This is a genomic window from Pseudomonas sp. Leaf15 (genome assembly GCF_001421425.1).
In the GTDB taxonomy this organism is placed as follows: Bacteria; Pseudomonadota; Gammaproteobacteria; order Pseudomonadales; family Pseudomonadaceae; genus Aquipseudomonas; species Aquipseudomonas salomonii.
Genome location: NZ_LMKI01000032.1, coordinates 107703 through 124711, shown reverse-complemented (window position 1 = coordinate 124711; position 17009 = coordinate 107703). Strand labels below are relative to the sequence as shown.

The window sequence follows — 17009 nt, the reverse complement described above, 5'->3', positions numbered from 1 at the left end:
GGTTAGGCTGCGGTTTTACATCACTCATGGATGAACCGTCATGCCTACAGATTCCCCCTCGACCTCCGAGGCCACCTTCAATGTCGACCTTCGCGGCGTTCATTACGACTTCCTTAAGGAACGTGTACCACGTTGGTTCATGGAAGGCTCCACGCAACGCCAGGAAGAACTCGGCAAGCTGGAAATGGAAATGCCCGCCTGGTACCTGGCCGCCGCACCGCAGGCCAAGGCCGACATGGCCGCGCGCCACGACCGCTTTCGCGAAACACTGAACACGATCGAGAACCGCCTCGGCAACATCGAGGATGTTTTGACCTTCGCCGAACAGCCGCTCAAAGACGCGATCAAGGCTCGGTTCAACCTCGAACTGGATGTGCGCAATGTGTTCTTTGCGCGCAAATACGCCCCTGCCGGCGGCCGCAGTGATTTCTACGGAGCGCTCGTCCTTGATACCACCAGCGACCTGACGGCGAGCCACCGCTACCGCGGGATTTCCCTGCTCGAAGCGGCGCTGGCCAATTTCGAGGCCGATGAAGAGCAGCCATCCGCCTGCGACACCTGCGAAATCATCACCACCTGGAACACCGATAACCCCGACATCCTGCCGACATTTTCAGCCGTCAAGGCCCAGGCCGTGGCGGTTACGCCCTCTGGGTTCGCCAAACTCTGCCGCAGCCTCGACCTGGGCAAGTTGTACCAGGCGCATATCCAATCGGTGGTGGCGCCGGAGGGGGATGACGAACGCGTGGCGCTGGAGCAGCAATTACAGGCGTTTCACCAGCAACAATTTGCACTGAGTGTCGAAGTCGCCTGGCTGCAGGCGCAGGGCCGTATCAGTGCGCAGGTGTACTCGTTGCTCAAACAGTTGGCGCTGGGCCAGGGCGAGAACCTGACCCTGGATGGCAAGCCGGTGACCTGCGCGGCGCTGAATATCTTTGGCAGTTTGTTGGTCGGGCCATTGTTGATCGGCCCTGATCGGCAAAGCTCGGAGCGCATTGAACGCGTGGTGGTGTACATCCCCAACGATCCGCAACAGCCGATCAAGGAATATGCCTCCAGCGCCGACTTTATGGTGGACATCCGGCAGCGCTTGCACAGCGCGTCCTATCGCCGGTTTTTCAGTCGTTTTGTGCCGCAGCGTGAACAAGGCCGTTTTTTCAGCCAGTTCAATCAGCTGTTTCGCCCCGTCAACGGCGCGGCCAAGGGTGGCGACTATCCTCTGCAGCCTGGGCTGGCGCGGCTGCCGATCAGCGACGTGGCCATTGTCGGCAACCTGTGGGAACGCCTGGTTCAGGCGCACACCCGCAAGATCCTCAGCGATGCCCGCGCCGTGGCGGTGCCCACCGAGGACGAAGACCGCAAAACCCGGATGGCGCGGCTGGAGAGCTTCTTTGATGCGGCAGTGAGCGTGTTCAATCTGGCCGCGTTCGTGGTGCCGGGGCTGGGGCCGATCATGCTGGCGGTAGGCGCCTCACAGATGTGCTACGAGGTTTACGAGGGGATTGAGGCTTACGAGCGCGGCGAGCTTAAACAAATGTGGGGGCACTTCGCCTCGGTGGCCCTGAACGTCGCGTTTGTCGCCACCGGCGCCAAGGTCTTGCCGGCTATCAAATGGCAGAGCGCGGTGGATCATTTGAAACCAGTGACCCTGGAGTCGGGCAAGCAGGTGCTGTGGAAACCTGATCTTGGTGCCTATGAGTCGCCAGTCAAACCGGCACCGGCTGCAACGCCTGACGCGTCAGGCCTGTACGCCGAGGATGGCCAGCAGTGGGTGGAGATCGAGGGCAAGCATTACCGCGTCAAACAGGATGACGACACGGGCCAGTATCGCATCCAGCATCCGAGCCGGCCCGATGCCTATGCGCCCGAACTCGAACACAACCACAAGGGTGTCTGGACCCACGAGCTTGAAGAGCCGCTGACCTGGGATGAAGCCACATTGCATAAGCGCCTGGGCCTTACCGAGCAAGCCGATCCGGTGCGTATCAGCGGGGTCGGGGCTGACACGCTGCGCCGCGTGGTGGTTGATCACGAGCCTCTGCCGCTGTTGCTGGATGACACGATTACGCGTTTCAAGCTGCATCAACAACTCAGTACGTTTGTTGAGCAATTGCGTAGCAGCGACCCATTGGTGCATATGAAGGCCGACCCGGCGCTGCAACTCGACACGTTGCAGCGGCGCGGCCTGTTGCCCGCGAACGCGCCCTTGAAAGTCATTGGGCCGCAGGGCGCGGCGCTCTGGGAAACGCCGAATGAGCCGCTCGCGTTGCGGCGGCGAGTGGTGGTCCTGACGGAGAGGGCCATGGCTGGCGGTCATTTTCTTCGCGAAGTGCTGTACACCCTGCAAGGCGTGGACCCACAGCTCAAGGAGTTCCCCGGCAGCGCCGAAGAGTCACTGGAGGTCAGGGCCGGCAAGTTGCGCCAGTACATCGCCGAGGCGGTTGATGGTCTTAAAGGCCCCTTGCTGGAGGAGCGCTACCGAGCGCAGGCCCTGACGCCCACGGCGGATGTGCAACGGGTGCTGGACGCTTACCCGGCGTTGCCGACACCGGCTGCGGTGGCGTTGCTGCAAGGTGCCACTGTTGATGAGTTGCAAGTATTTCGCAGCAGTGGCCGCCTGCCTGAACGTTTGGCCGCGCAGGCCAAGTGGTGTGAGCAGGAAACCCGTGTGGCGCGGGCTTATGAGGCGCTGCACCTCGACACCCAGGGGCACCTGGACAGCCAGCGCCTGGCCCTGCGTACCCTGGAAACCTTGCCCGGCTGGCACCGTGGCGCGCGGGTGGAGCTGCGCCAGTACTCGGTTCAAGGCGAGCTGCTGGATGCCATCGGCGCGCCGGACGCCACGTCCAAACGCAGCCTGGTGGTGATGGAAGGCGGCCAGTTCCAGGGTTCCCGGCCCGGGGATTTCTACACGGCGATCTGGGAGCAACTGGCGCTGGACGAGCGCCAACGCATGGGCGTGAACAGCGCCGCGCAACTGCAACAGGCGATTCAACGCGCGCCGTTGCCCCGTGACGCATTGCGCACGGTGCTGGCGGACAACCCCGTGCGTAAGCCCGCGTATGACCCGATGGTGCGCCTGATGGGCGGTGCCCCAGGGGTTGCGCAAATGCTGAAGAGCGCACGCAACAGGTTGCGCTCGCCCGAGGAGCGGGTGCACAAGTTGTTTGCGTCGTTTGACGAGGGGCAGATCAAGGCGTTTATCCAAACCCTGGGCGAGGATGTTCAGCGCGGGCTGGCGGGTTGGGAGCGACAGCGCACGCAAGTGAAGAAAGCTTTGAGGCGGTGGCAGCGCAGCAAAGGACCGGTTGGCATGGCGCTGGATGGCCCCTATGTACGCATCGCCAACGAGATCATGCGGTGCTGGAGCCGCGAAACCGGTGCAGCGTTAACGTTGTCGTCCAACGACAACGTGCATTTGGTAGACCTGCCGCCAATACAGGCAGATTTCAGCCATGTGGCCACGCTGGAGTTGTCCGGCATCACTTGGTCGGATGATGCCGGTGCGGCGTTCCTCGAAAACTTCACGCATGTAAATAGTTTGAGTTTGATCAAAGTCGGGCTGGCTGAGCTGCCCCCGGTGATCGGCGAGATGAGCAAGCTCACCTCGCTGAACCTGCGCGCCAATACGCTGCGGTTGACCGCACACAGCGCGGCAAAACTGAGCGAACTCAGCGCGCTTGAGGTGCTTGACCTGTCGGATAACCCGCTGGGTGAGGTGCCGGATTTCAGCGGCATGGCGCAGCTCAGGGAGCTGAGGCTGAATCGGACGCGGATCGAGCGCTGGCCCTCGGGGCTCAGGACGCAGACAGGCCTAAAGCGGGTCGACTTGCGTTACAACCGGCTGCGCCAGGTACCGGCAGAAAACCTTGGCCCGCCGGCTGATCAGTTTGAAACCGTTGCACGGATCAATAACGTCACCTTGCTTGAACACAATCTGTTTCCCGAGGGTTATTGGTCAACGTTCGATCGTTACTGGCAAGACTTGACCCTCGCTCACCCCGACCTGTTGCAGCACGCCCTCCCCGAAGCCTTTGACAGTGGTAACCCGCGGGTGGCCGCCGTACGAAGAATGTACCCGCGTTACACCGCGCAAAAAGCCAGGGAGTTTGTGTGGGCGCTGGGCGAAGGCGCCGAGGCGGAGCTGACCCGGCGCGAACAGGCGTTTAACAGGCTGCAACGTCAGTTGGACGGGTGGGTATTCTCAGGCGGCGGTGAGCGCCAGCCCTACGTGCTTACGACACAACGCGCCGCGCGCGCCGGATGGCGTGACCGTTTTATCGCCCAGCAACGTATTTTGAGCTGTTGGCGGCGCGAAACCCCGCAAATGCTGGCCGACGATGGCACCGCCATTGGCCTGGAGATGGACCTCAGCGATCTGAACCTGCCGAGCCTGCCCGACCTGGATGCCGACTTCAGCCATGTCGGCTCACTCAAGTTGCGCAATATGAACCTGGGCACTTCGCCAGAGGGTTTTCTGGTCCGCCATCAAGGCGTGCGCTGGCTGGACTTGTCTCACAACCAATTGCGCGAGTTGCCGCCGGCACTAAAGCAAATGCACGGGTTGACGCGGTTGTTCCTGAACAACAACCGCATCCGCCTGACCGCCGAGTCGGCCGATAGCTTGTCTTCGCGAACGACCCTCAGAGGGCTGGTGCTCAATAACAACCCCCTGGGCGTGACGCCGGACTTCAGCCAAATGACCGATTTACGCTCCCTGGGCCTGGAGTCCACCGGCATCGAGACGTGGCCCACCGGGCTGGGCGAACAACCGCAACTGGATGCGGTTTTCCTGCGAGGTAACCGGATTTCGACACTCCCCGATGCGCTTATCGCGCCGTCGGATGAGCAACTGGCGCACACCCTGCGGGTCACCCGTGTGACCAACCTGGCCGGTAACCCACTGAGCGCCGAGACGCAACAACGCGTCAGGGCTTACGGCGCCCGGTTGCGCGAAGCGCGGCTAGCCAGCGCGGAGCATCCCAACCTATTGGTTTCCAGTGCCTTGGGCGAGGTCATCACGCCGGCGGCACGTGAGCTTCAAGCCGCGTTCCAGCGCTGGGCCTCGGGGCTTTCAGCCGAGCAGGCGGCGCTCAGGTCAAGCCAGTGGACTTCGCTGCGTGCGGCGCCGGATTCGGACGGTTTTTTTGAGATGCTCAGGGACCTGGACCATGCCGGTGCGGGCCATCAAGACCTGCAGCGCCGCGTCTGGGAGGTGATCGATGGCATCACGGCAAACAGCACCGAGTCGGAGCAGTTGCGCAAGGAGATGTTCGAGTGGGCTGGCCGTGCGGCCTGTTGCGATCGGGCGGCCTTGACCTTCAATCACCTGGAAGTGCGCTTGCTGGTGTACAAGGCCAAGTCACTGGCGCTGGACGCCACTCAGGGCCAGGCCTTGGTAAAACTGTCCAGGGCGCTGTTCCGGCTGGACGAGGTGGAGAAGATCGCGCTGACGGATATTGAGCAGCGCCGCACGGCCATCAATGCCCGGCAAGAGCTGACGGCCGAGCAGAAAGACGCCGCCCTTGAGGCGCTGGAAGAGGTCGAGATACGCCTGGCGTACCGCGAAGGCCTCAAGGACCGGCTGGATTTACCGGGACAGGTTCAAGCGGCCAAATTCACCTTTCTGGGGCATGTCACCCAGGCGATGCTGGATGATGCGTATCGGCGTGTGACCCTTCTGGACAACTCTGCACAAGAGCTTGAATCGCTGCTGGCCAGGGATTTCTGGAAAGACTTCGTGGCGAACAAATACCGCTCGCGGTTCGAAGCCCAGAACCTGCCCCATCAGGAACGCATGGCGCAGATGCAGCGTGACTTCGAGTCGGGGGCGTTATCGCAAACGGCCTACGACGCTCAGGTTGCCGATCTGCAAGCGCAGTTCGCGATTGAAGAAGCGCAGTTGATCCAGACCCTGACCCGCGAAGAAGTCGCCGAGGCGCTGATGCCTCGCAGCAGCCATGAGGCCCTGGTTTACCCGCATGAGAGCCCGGCCGGGTTGCAACTGTCCCAGGCCAAGGAGGTGACGTTCAGCGGCAAACGCTACTTTGTCGCCAGCATGCCCGATGCGGGGGACGGCGAGCATTACCTGTTGTGGGTGCAGGCTCCGGATAATCCGCTGGTACTGGTGCGCAGCGGGATCGTCGCCAAACCCGATATTGCCGGAGTGTGGAAACGCAGAGGCCTGGCCGGCGGGATGAGAACCGAAATCTCTGACGATGAGTTTGAAGACGCCCAGGAGTCCATGCCGGTGGCGCCCTACACGGCTGCCGAACTCAGTTTCATGCGCCGCGACGCGCATTTCGTGACGCTCAGAAATGTCCCCGGCAGTTATAACCGCGCGAACAATGGCAAGTACCCACTGCGCGATTACCAGGGCCGGCCGATGCTGATTCGCCAGATGGACGAGCGCGTCACGCTGGAGTCCGGCGCCCAATACACCTCGGAGCAGGTCAAGCCATACGTGGAGTTTGAAGGGTATGAGCGAGTGGCTGCGCGTTATGAGCAGAAGCTGCAGTTGCGCAAGTTTACTGTCGATGATGTGAGGGTGCCTGGGGAGCAGGCGCTGGTCGGGCAGTCGATGGTGGTCGCCAATCGGCGTATCGCCAGCGGCGAAATAGTCGGCGTCTACGGGGGGACGGTACTGCCCGAAGGCTTCTCCGCGCCCGGTGGGCAAACCTACGCCATGGTCGTGGGCAAGCGGCCTTACTTTGAAGACGGCAAGCTCAAGGAGGAGGCGGTCCAGATGTCGGGAGACAACATTATCTCCAGGATCAACACCCACTTTGACTATGACGCGAATGGCAAGCCGATACGCCAGGCCGCAGCGGGGTACAACGTTGAAGCCGTGGCATTCAATGTCGAAGCGGATATGTGGCTGGGTGTGGGAGAGGGGGCAACCACCAAGCGCAAGCCGTTCATTTTGACCGCGGTGTTTGCGACCGAGGCCATTGCGGCGGGCGTCGAGCTGCGGTTGGACTACCAGTACACCGAAAGCATGATCAAAAAGCAGTTCCCATAAGCCTTGTGGCGTCGCCGAGGCGCCTGTCATCGTAAATCCGGGCGCCCATCTTGAAAGGCCTGACGTATGCCCCAATCTTCCAGGCATACGTCAGGTGGGCGCACGCGAATCAAGGTTGTCGTGTGCGCCGCCGATCTCGATAAAGGATGGTGAAGCCCCGATGGATTTCAAAGACTATTACAAGATTCTTGGTGTCGAGCCCTCGGCCGACGACAAGGAGATCAAAGCCGCTTATCGCAAGCTGGCGCGTAAATATCACCCGGACGTGAGCAAGGAAAAGGACGCCGAAGCCAAGTTCAAGGATGCGTCCGAAGCCTATGAAGCGCTCAAAAGCGCCGACAAGCGCGCCGAGTACGACGAGCTGCGCAAATACGGCCAGCATGGCCAACCGTTCCAGGGCCCGCCGGGCTGGCAGAGCCGTGGCGGTTTTGGCGGTGGCCAGGACGCGGGCGATTTCTCGGACTTCTTCAGCTCGATCTTCGGCGCGCGCGGCGATGCTTTTGGTGGCGGCCAGCGCCGTCCGACCGGGCGCAAGGGCCAGGACGTGGAGATGCAGCTGTCGGTGTCGCTTGAAGAAACGCTGTCCACCGAATCCAAGCAGATCAGCTTCCAGGTGCCGCAGTACGACGCCTCCGGCCGGCATGTCAGCAACACCGTCAAAAGCCTGAATGTGAAGATTCCGGCCGGTGTGGCCGATGGCGAGCGCATCCGCCTCAAGGGCCAGGGCGCACCGGGCGTTGGCGGCGGTGCCAATGGCGACCTGTACCTGATCATCAAGTTTGCGCCGCACGCCAAGTTCGAAGTCGATGGCGAAAACCTGATCATCAACCTGCCGCTGGCCCCGTGGGAGCTGGCGCTGGGCACGGAAGTCGCAGTGCCGACCCTTACCGGCAAGATCAACCTCAAGGTGCCGGCCGGCAGCCAGAACGGCCAACGCATGCGCGCCAAGGGCCATGGTTTGTTGAACAAGGCCGGTGAACGCGGCTTTCTGTTCATCCAGCTCAAAGCCGTGATGCCCAAGGCGGCAGACGATGAGGTCAAGGCGTTGTGGCAAGCCCTGGCGGAAAAAGCCGCCTTCGACCCCCGCGAACACTTCTGAGCGGGCAGCCTGCGTAAGACAGGTAATGCAACGCACGCCCCGGAACGCGAGATAACCCGGGGCGTCGGCACGCGTGCCTGGGTTAAAACAAAAAGTAGCGCTGGGCCATGGGCAATACATCCGCCGGTTCGCACCACAACAACTGGCCGTCGGCCTTGACCTGATAAGTCTGTGGGTCAACCTCGATATCCGGCAGGTAATCGTTGTGGATCAGGTCGGTTTTCTGCACATCGCGACAGCCCTTGACCACCGCAATCTGCTTCTTCAACCCCAGCGCCTCGGGCACGCCTGCGTCCTGGGCGGCCTGGCTGATAAAGGTCAGGCTGGTGGCGTGCAGCGAGCTGCCGAAGCTGGCGAACATGGGGCGGTAGTGCACCGGTTGCGGCGTGGGGATCGAGGCGTTGGCGTCACCCATCAGGCTGGAAGCAATGGCGCCGCCCTTGAGGATCAAGGTCGGTTTGATGCCGAAGAACGCCGGACGCCACAGCACCAGATCAGCCCACTTGCCCACTTCAATCGAGCCGACGATATGGCTGACGCCGTGAGTGATCGCCGGGTTGATGGTGTACTTGGCGATATAGCGCTTGGCGCGGAAGTTATCGTTGCCGGGGCCGTCGCCGGGCAGGGCGCCGCGCTGCTTTTTCATCTTGTCGGCGGTCTGCCAGGTGCGCGTGATCACTTCGCCGACACGGCCCATGGCCTGGCTGTCGGAGCTGATCATCGAAAAGGCGCCGAGGTCGTGCAGGATGTCTTCGGCGGCGATGGTCTCTCGGCGGATGCGGCTTTCGGCGAAGGCAACATCTTCGGCGATGCTCGGGTCCAGGTGATGGCAGACCATCAACATGTCCAGGTGCTCGTCGATGGTGTTGCGCGTGAACGGCCGCGTCGGGTTGGTGGAGCTGGGCAGCACGTTGGCGAAGCCGCAGGCCTTGATGATGTCCGGCGCGTGGCCGCCACCGGCACCTTCGGTGTGGTAGGTGTGGATGGTGCGACCCTTGAGCGCGGCCAGGGTGGTTTCGACGAAGCCGGATTCGTTAAGGGTGTCGCTGTGAATCGCGACCTGCACGTCGTACTCGTCCGCAACGCTCAGGCAGTTGTCGATGCTGGCGGGTGTGGTGCCCCAGTCTTCGTGCAGCTTCAAACCGATGGCCCCGGCCTTGACCTGCTCGATCAAGGGTTCCGGCAAGCTGGCATTGCCTTTGCCGGTAAAACCGATGTTCATCGGGAACGAGTCGCTGGCTTGCAGCATGCGCGCCAAATGCCACGGGCCGGAGGTGCAGGTGGTGGCATTGGTACCGGTGGCCGGGCCGGTGCCACCACCGATCATGGTGGTGACGCCGCTGGTCAGCGCCTCTTCGATCTGCTGCGGGCAAATGAAGTGCACGTGGCTGTCGATGCCGCCGGCGGTGAGGATCATGCCTTCACCGGCAATCACCTCGGTGCTGGCGCCGATGGCCATGGTCACGCCGGGCTGGATATCCGGGTTGCCGGCCTTGCCGATCGCATGAATGCGGCCGTTTTTGAGGCCGACGTCGGCTTTGACGATGCCCCAGTGGTCGATGATCAGCGCGTTAGTGATCAAGGTGTCGACCACCTCATGGGCGAGCAGTTGGCTTTGGCCCTGGCCGTCGCGGATGACTTTGCCGCCGCCGAACTTGACCTCTTCGCCGTAGACGGTGAAGTCCTGTTCGACTTCGACGAACAGGTCGGTGTCGGCCAGGCGGACCTTGTCACCGACGGTGGGGCCGTACATGTCGGCGTAGGCTTGTCTGGAAATCTTCATGTGCGTATTCCTTGATCGTTCCCACGCTCTGCGTGGGACTGCATCCGGTGACGCTCTGCGTCACGACTTAAGGGCGGGACGCGGAGCGTCCCAGGCGGCGTTACCACGCGGAGCGTGGGAACGATCAGTCGAGGTCGCCCATGATCCGCCCGGCAAACCCGAACACCCGGCGCCCACCGCTCAAATCCACCAACTCGATTTCGCGACTTTGCCCCGGCTCGAACCGCACCGCCGTCCCAGCCGGAATATTCAAGCGCATGCCACGGCTGGCGGCGCGATCAAAGGTCAGCGCGTCGTTGGTCTCGAAAAAATGGTAATGCGAGCCCACCTGGATCGGCCGGTCGCCGCTGTTGGCCACGCTAAGGGTGAGGGTGCGCCGGCCGACGTTGAGTTCGATGTCGCCAGGCTGGATCTGATATTCACCAGGAATCATGCAGGTTGCCCCAGGGTCTTGAAGTAGATGGCGGTCGGGGTGTAGCGCCCGTCCGGGCTTTGGCAGTAGTCGGGCAGCTCACCGATCTTGGTGTAGCGCAGCGACTGGTAAAAGGCTTCGGCGCCGGAGCCGGCCTCGGTGTCCAGGTACAGCAGGCCGCGCTTGTGCTGGCGTGCGGCGAGTTCCAGGGTGTTCATCAACTGTTGGCCCAGGCCATGGCGGCGGGCGCTGCTGTGTACCAGCAGCTTTTGCACTTCGGCGCGGTTCAGGCCATTGGCTTTCAGGCACAGCGCCAGTTGCACGCTGGCGATCACTTGCTCGTCGCGCACCACCACCCACAGCAGCAGGCTGCCGTCTTCGATACTTGCCTGCACGCCACTCAAATAGGTGCGGGCCTGGGCTTCATCGAAGTCAGCCATAAAACCGACAGAAGCGCCGTGCTTCACCGCGTCCAGCAACAGCTCAATCAAACCCAGGCGGTAGTGGGCAAAACTCTCAGCATTGACTCGACGCAGGTGCGTAGCGCTCATCGATCTCACTCCTTGGGCGGTTCGGCGCCCGGATTCAATGTCAGTTGCATAAAGGTCAGGTCCAGCCAGCGGCCGAACTTGATGCCCACTTGCGGCATATGCCCGGTGCTGATGAAACCCAGGCGCTCGTGCAGGCGGATAGACGCCTGGTTGCCGCTTTCAATGGCCGCGACCATCACGTGCTTGCCGCAGGTTGCGGCGCGTTCGATCAGGGCCTGCATCAGGCGCGGGCCGAGGCCTTTGCCGCGTTGGTCATTGCGCACGTACACCGAGTGCTCAACGCTGTAGCGAAAGCCCTCGAAAGGGCGCCAGTCGCCGAATGAGGCGTAGCCGGTGACTTCATCGTTTTCCACCGCCACCAGAATCGGGTACTGCTGTGCCTGGCGTGCCGCGAACCAGGCCTGGCGGTTGGCCGGGTCCACCGGTTGCTCGTTCCAGATCGCCGTGGTGTTCAGCACCGCGTCGTTGTAGATGTCGCGGATCGCCGGCAGGTCTTGCTCGGTAGCATCACGAATCATGGCCGGGCCTCACGCGATCGGCTGGTGGACGGTCACCAGCTTGGTGCCATCGGGGAAGGTGGCTTCCACCTGGATATCCGGGATCATTTCCGGGATGCCTTCCATCACTTGCTCGCGGCTGAGCAAGGTGGTGCCGAAGTGCATCAGCTCGGCCACGGTGCGGCCATCGCGGGCGCCTTCCATCAGCGCGGCCGAGATATAGGCGATGGTTTCCGGGTAGTTGAGCTTCACACCGCGCGCCAAGCGGCGCTCGGCCACCAGGCCGGCGGTGAAGATCAGCAGTTTGTCTTTTTCCCGTGGGGTCAAATCCATGGTTCAAGGTCCTTCAAACAGCATTCATAAAAACACCGCAGATCCCCTGTGGAAACAGGCTGGTGTGGGAGCTGGCTTGCCTGCGATAGCGGTGTATCAGGCACACCGCCATCGCAGGCAAGCCAGCTCCCACATAAATTCAGTTCCACAGGTTGATCTTCATGTGCTCCAGATTCTGGGTGGAACCGCTTCTCGCCCAAGCACACTCGGACGTAACAATTTCCATAAATCAATCAGCCAACCCCGCGCCAGCAGCGCTTCACTGGCCAGGCAGCGGGCGACCAGCAAGCCGGGCAGTTGGGTCAGATCGCCGCGCACGGCATGGGGCAGGGCGCGGCAGGTTTCCAATAATTGCGGGTCTATATCGCCGGTCAGCAGCAACGTCGCAAACACCGGCTGCCCGTCCAGCCCGATGGGCGAGTCGAGTAAACCGTCGGCGCCTACAATGCGCTGGCGCTCATGCCAGAGCAACTGGCCGTCGCGGCGAATATCCAGCTGCGATTGAAAGTGGCCCAGGTCAAAACGTTCGCCACTGGCCGGGCGGCCGAGAGCCACCACGTCCCAGTAAAACAGCCGGGCATCGCCGTGTAGATCAATGCGCGTGGTGAGTTCGGCCTGGGCGGCGCTGAACACGATGGTTTCCTGGGGCAGCCATTCCAGGGTCGCGCCGGCCTCTACGGTCAATTCGAGCTGTTGAAACGCAGGGCCGCTGGCGCGATACCACTTGGCTGCGCCGGGGCTGGTCAGTTGCGCCCAGGCGCCATTGGCCACATGGGCGCTGATGTCCAGGCGGTCGCCACCGGCTATCCCGCCGGGCGGGTGCACGATGATGTGCTGGCACACCTCGGGGCCTTCGGCGTACAGGTGCTTTTGCACCCGCAGCGGGCCAAGGTGGCGGCGCATCACCGGACGCGTGGTGTCGCCGAAACGCGCATAGCCGAGTTCCAGCTCGGCATGCCAGCTGGGGGTGAACAAGGCAGGAGTAACGGGCAGGTTCATATTTTCGGGCTTATCGTCAGGACGCTACAGATTAAATCGTAACCAGCCCGCGTACACCCTCGCTTTCCATATTTTCACCGCGGCCCTGCTGCACGATTTCACCGCGTGACATCACCAGGTAGTGGTCGGCCAGTTCGGCGGCGAAGTCGTAGAACTGCTCCACCAAAAGGATCGCCATATCACCGCGTGCCGCGAGCTTTTTGATCACCGCACCGATCTCCTTGATGACTGACGGCTGGATGCCCTCGGTAGGCTCGTCGAGAATCAACAGGCGTGGACGGCTGGCCAGTGCGCGGCCAATTGCCAACTGCTGCTGTTGACCGCCGGACAGGTCGCCACCGCGCCGATGTTTCATCTGCAGCAGTACCGGGAACAGTTCGTAGATAAACGCCGGGACTTCCCTGGCTTCGGAGCCTGGGAAACGCGACAGGCCCATCAACAGGTTTTCTTCCACCGTCAGCCGCCCGAAAATCTCGCGGCCCTGGGGCACGTAGGCGATACCCGCGTGCACGCGCTGGTGCGGTTTGAACCCGGTGATGGCCTTGCCTTCCCAATTCACCGCGCCGTCTTTGGCCGGCAGCAAACCCATCAGGCATTTGAGCAAGGTGGTCTTGCCCACGCCGTTACGGCCGAGCAGGCAGGTGACTTCGCCGATCTTCACGTCGAATGAGAGTCCGCGCAGGATGTGGCTACCGCCGTAGTACTGGTGCAGCTTGTCGACTTGCAGCATGTTCAAAACCTCCTCAATTGATCGTTCCCACGCTCTGCGTGGGAATGCTGCACTGGACGCTCTGCGTCCGCTGTGTGACGCGGAGCGTCACGGAATGCATTCCCACGCGGAGCGTGGGAACGATCAGTTCGCGCCAGCGTTAGCGACCGAGGTAAACCTCGATGACGCGCTCGTTTTCCTGCACCTGTGCAAGCGACCCTTCGGCCAGCACGCTGCCCTGGTGCAACACGGTCACGTGGTCGGCAATCGAACCGACGAAGCCCATGTCGTGCTCCACTACCATCAGCGAATGCTTGCCCGCCAGGCGCTTGAACAGCTCGGCGGTGAACTCGGTTTCGGCGTCGGTCATGCCCGCCACCGGTTCGTCCAGCAGCAACAATTGCGGGTCTTGCATCAGCAACATGCCGATTTCCAGGAACTGCTTCTGCCCGTGGGACAACAACCCCGCCGCGCGTTGTGCCGAGGTGGTCAGGCGGATGGTATCGAGCACTTCTTCGATGCGGTCTTTCTGCTCACCGCTCAGACGCGCGCGCAGGCTGGCCCACACGGACTTGTCGGTTTTCTGCGCCAGCTCGAGGTTTTCAAACACGCTCAGGGCTTCGAATACCGTGGGCTTCTGGAACTTGCGGCCGATGCCGGCCTGGGCGATCTGCACTTCGCTCATGCTGGTCAGGTCCAGGGTTTCACCAAACCAGGCCTTGCCATGGCTGGGGCGGGTTTTGCCGGTGATCACGTCCATCAGTGTGGTCTTGCCCGCGCCGTTGGGGCCGATGATGCAGCGCAATTCGCCGACGCCGATGTACAGGTTCAAGTCATTGAGCGCCTTGAAACCATCGAAGCTGACGCTGATGTCTTCCAGGGTCAGGATGGTGCCGTGGCGTGTGTTCAGGCCCTTGCCGGCGGCCTGGCCAATGCCGATGGCATCGCGGCCGCTGCCTGCGTCGAAAATAGGTTCAAGCATGACGTTCCTCATTTCTTCAGCAGGCCGATGATGCCCTTGGGCAGGTACAGGGTGACGATGATGAACAGCGCCCCAAGGAAGAACAGCCAGTATTCCGGGAAGGCCACGGTGAACCAGCTCTTCATGCCATTGACCACACCGGCGCCGAGCAATGGGCCGATCAGCGTACCGCGCCCGCCCAGGGCCACCCACACGGCGGCTTCGATGGAGTTGGTCGGCGACATTTCGCTGGGGTTGATGATGCCCACTTGCGGCACATACAACGCGCCGGCCAACCCACACAGCACTGCACTCAACACCCACACAAACAGCTTGAAACCGCGCGGGTCGTAGCCGCAGAACATCAGGCGGTTTTCGGCGTCACGCAATGCCGTGAGCACGCGGCCGAACTTGCTCTGCGCCAGGCGCCAGCCTGTGTACAAGCTGGCGACCAGCAACAATACGGTGGCCACAAACAGCACCGCCCGCGTGCCCGGCTCGGTGATGCCAAAGCCCAGGATGCTGCGAAAGTTTGTGAAGCCGTTATTGCCGCCAAACCCGGTTTCATTGCGAAAAAACAGCAGCATCCCGGCAAAGGTCAGCGCCTGGGTCATGATCGAAAAATACACGCCCTTGATCCGCGAACGAAAGGCGAAGAACCCGAACACCAAGGCCAGCAAACCGGGCGCCAACACCACAAGGCACATGGCCCACAGGAAGTGCTCGGTGCCGACCCAGTACCACGGCAATTCGGTCCACGACAGAAAGGTCATGAACGCCGGCAACTCATCGCCGGACGCCTGGCGCATCAGGTACATGCCCATCGCATAACCGCCGAGGGCAAAGAACAAACCGTGGCCCAAGGACAACATCCCCGCGTAGCCCCACACCAGGTCCAGCGCGAGGGCGACGATGGCGTAGCAGAGGATCTTGCCCACCAGCGTCAGGGTGTAGGCCGAGACGTGAAACGGATTTTCCGGCGCCAGCAGCGAGCACAACGGCAGCGCCAGCAGCAGGATCAAAATGACCGCGCCCACCGCTATCGTGACCTTGGGGCCGGCCTTTTGCGCGGCGGTAAGCATCAATGGCTGGTTCATCAGTCGATCACCCGTCCTTTCAGTGCAAAGAGTCCTTGCGGGCGTTTCTGGATAAACAGAATGATCAGCGCGAGGATCAGGATCTTGCCGAGCACGGCGCCGATCTGCGGTTCAAGAATCTTGTTGGCGATGCCCAGCCCGAAGGCGGCCATCACGCTACCGGCCAACTGGCCGACGCCGCCGAGTACCACCACCAGGAACGAGTCGATGATGTAGCTCTGGCCCAGGTCCGGGCCGACGTTGCCGATCTGGCTCAGCGCTACGCCGCCCAACCCGGCGATGCCGGAGCCAAGGCCAAAGGCGAGCATGTCCACACGCCCGGTGGGCACGCCGCAGCACGCGGCCATGTTGCGGTTCTGGGTGACGGCGCGCACGTTGAGGCCCAGGCGCGTCTTGTTCAGCAACAGCCAGGTCAGCACCACCACGCACAGCGCGAAGGCGATGATCACGATGCGGTTGTACGGCAGCACCAGGTTGGGCAGCACTTGAATGCCGCCGGACAGCCATTGCGGGTTGGCGACTTCGACGTTCTGCGCACCGAACACCAGGCGCACCAGCTGGATCAGCATCAGGCTGATGCCCCAGGTGGCCAGCAGGGTTTCCAGTGGTCGCCCGTAGAGGTGGCGAATCACCGTGCGCTCCAGCGCCATGCCGATGGCCGCCGTGACAAAAAACGCCACCGGCAGTGCAATCAACGGGTAGAACTCGATGGCCGCCGGCACATAGCGCTGCATCATCAGTTGCACGACGTAGGTGGAATAAGCGCCGAGCATCAGCATTTCGCCGTGGGCCATGTTGATCACGCCCAGCAGGCCGAAGGTGATCGCCAGGCCCAGGGCCGCGAGCAGCAGGATCGAACCCAAAGACATGCCGCTGAAGGCCTGGCCGAGGATCTCGCCGAACATCAATTTGCGCTTGACCTGAGCCAGGCTGGTCTCGGCGGCCGTGTGCACGGCGGCGTCGGTTTCGACACCGGGCGCCAGCAGCGCCTCAAGGCGCGTGCGTGCCAGCGGGTCGCCGGTGCCGCCCAGCAGGCGCACGGCGGCGAGGCGAATGACCGGGTCGGGGTCGACCAGTTGCAGGTTGGCCAGCGCCAGGCTCAACGCGGTGTGCACGGCCTCGTTGGTCTCGGCGGCGACTTGCTGGTCGAGGAATTTGAGCTGCGCAGGTTGTGCGCTTTTTTGCAGGGTTTGCGCAGCAGCGAGGCGCACCTTCGGGTCGGCGGCGAGCAGTTGCTGGCTGGCTTGCACGTTGTCGATCAAACCGCGCAGGCGGTTGTTCAGGCGTACGGTTTTGGTTTCACCGTTGACGTTCAGTTGGCCTTGTTGCAGCGCGTCCACCAGCTCGATGCGCGCCGGGTCGGGCTGGGCGGCCCAGTCCTGGAGCAGCTTGGCTTGTTGCATCGGGTTGGCGTTGATGAAGTCTTCGGCGTCGCTGGCGTGTGCGGCGAAGGGCAGCAACAGCAGGGCGGCGAGGATGAAGCGGTAAAGGGCAGTGGGCATAAAGGTTTCCTTTAGATCGTTCCCACGCTCTGCGTGGGAATGCCG

At 62.3% G+C, this 17009-nt stretch carries 12 protein-coding genes; 2 read left to right on the top strand and 10 right to left on the bottom strand.

Features of this window, described 5'->3' with window-relative positions; genetic code table 11:
- Positions 1 to 40 precede the first annotated feature (40 nt).
- Together ASE80_RS20040 and ASE80_RS20035 are read left to right on the top strand one after the other, a co-directional pair.
- Positions 41 to 7021 (top strand): NEL-type E3 ubiquitin ligase domain-containing protein, encoded by a 6981-nt coding sequence (locus tag ASE80_RS20040; protein ID WP_056860490.1) that lies wholly within the window; start codon positions 41 to 43, stop codon positions 7019 to 7021.
- Positions 7022 to 7181: 160 nt separating this feature from the next.
- On the top strand, positions 7182 to 8120 hold the full coding sequence (locus ASE80_RS20035) for a DnaJ C-terminal domain-containing protein (protein WP_056860489.1): 939 nt from the start codon (positions 7182 to 7184) through the stop codon (positions 8118 to 8120).
- Between the two features lie 82 nt (positions 8121 to 8202).
- Here the strand turns inward: ASE80_RS20035 and ureC are convergent, their stop codons facing one another.
- The 10 genes from ureC to urtB form a co-directional block, all read right to left on the bottom strand.
- On the bottom strand, positions 8203 to 9903 hold the full coding sequence (gene ureC, locus ASE80_RS20030) for an urease subunit alpha (RefSeq protein ID WP_056860488.1): 1701 nt from the start codon (positions 9901 to 9903) through the stop codon (positions 8203 to 8205).
- Between the two features lie 124 nt (positions 9904 to 10027).
- Positions 10028 to 10336: an urease subunit beta gene (locus ASE80_RS20025; RefSeq protein ID WP_056860487.1), complete on the bottom strand. Its 309-nt coding sequence runs from the start codon at positions 10334 to 10336 to the stop codon at positions 10028 to 10030.
- A complete protein-coding gene (locus ASE80_RS20020; protein ID WP_056860486.1) occupies positions 10333 to 10866 on the bottom strand; it encodes a GNAT family N-acetyltransferase in 534 nt (177 codons plus the stop codon). The genes ASE80_RS20025 and ASE80_RS20020 overlap by 4 nt, the downstream gene beginning before the upstream one ends.
- A 5-nt stretch (positions 10867 to 10871) precedes the next feature.
- Positions 10872 to 11384, bottom strand: coding sequence for a GNAT family N-acetyltransferase (locus ASE80_RS20015; protein ID WP_056860485.1), 513 nt, complete (start codon positions 11382 to 11384; stop codon positions 10872 to 10874).
- Positions 11385 to 11393: 9 nt separating this feature from the next.
- A complete protein-coding gene (gene ureA / locus ASE80_RS20010; protein ID WP_032878149.1) occupies positions 11394 to 11696 on the bottom strand; it encodes an urease subunit gamma in 303 nt (100 codons plus the stop codon).
- Positions 11697 to 11855: 159 nt separating this feature from the next.
- Positions 11856 to 12695 carry an urease accessory protein UreD gene (locus ASE80_RS20005; protein WP_056860484.1) on the bottom strand — a complete coding sequence of 280 codons (840 nt, stop codon included), beginning with the start codon at positions 12693 to 12695 and terminating at the stop codon, positions 11856 to 11858.
- A 31-nt stretch (positions 12696 to 12726) separates the two neighbouring features.
- The gene (urtE, locus tag ASE80_RS20000; RefSeq protein ID WP_056860483.1) at positions 12727 to 13425 is read right to left on the bottom strand and encodes an urea ABC transporter ATP-binding subunit UrtE; all 699 of its coding nucleotides are present in this window, start codon (positions 13423 to 13425) and stop codon (positions 12727 to 12729) included.
- A gap of 139 nt (positions 13426 to 13564) precedes the next feature.
- A complete protein-coding gene (gene urtD, locus ASE80_RS19995) occupies positions 13565 to 14398 on the bottom strand; it encodes an urea ABC transporter ATP-binding protein UrtD (RefSeq protein WP_162238858.1) in 834 nt (277 codons plus the stop codon).
- Complete coding sequence (gene urtC, locus ASE80_RS19990; protein ID WP_056860481.1) at positions 14395 to 15462, bottom strand: urea ABC transporter permease subunit UrtC; 1068 nt, start codon at positions 15460 to 15462, stop codon at positions 14395 to 14397. Before urtC ends, urtD begins: the two co-directional genes overlap by 4 nt.
- Positions 15462 to 16964, bottom strand: coding sequence for an urea ABC transporter permease subunit UrtB (urtB, locus tag ASE80_RS19985; protein WP_056860480.1), 1503 nt, complete (start codon positions 16962 to 16964; stop codon positions 15462 to 15464). The genes urtC and urtB overlap by 1 nt, the downstream gene beginning before the upstream one ends.
- Positions 16965 to 17009: the final 45 nt, after the last annotated feature.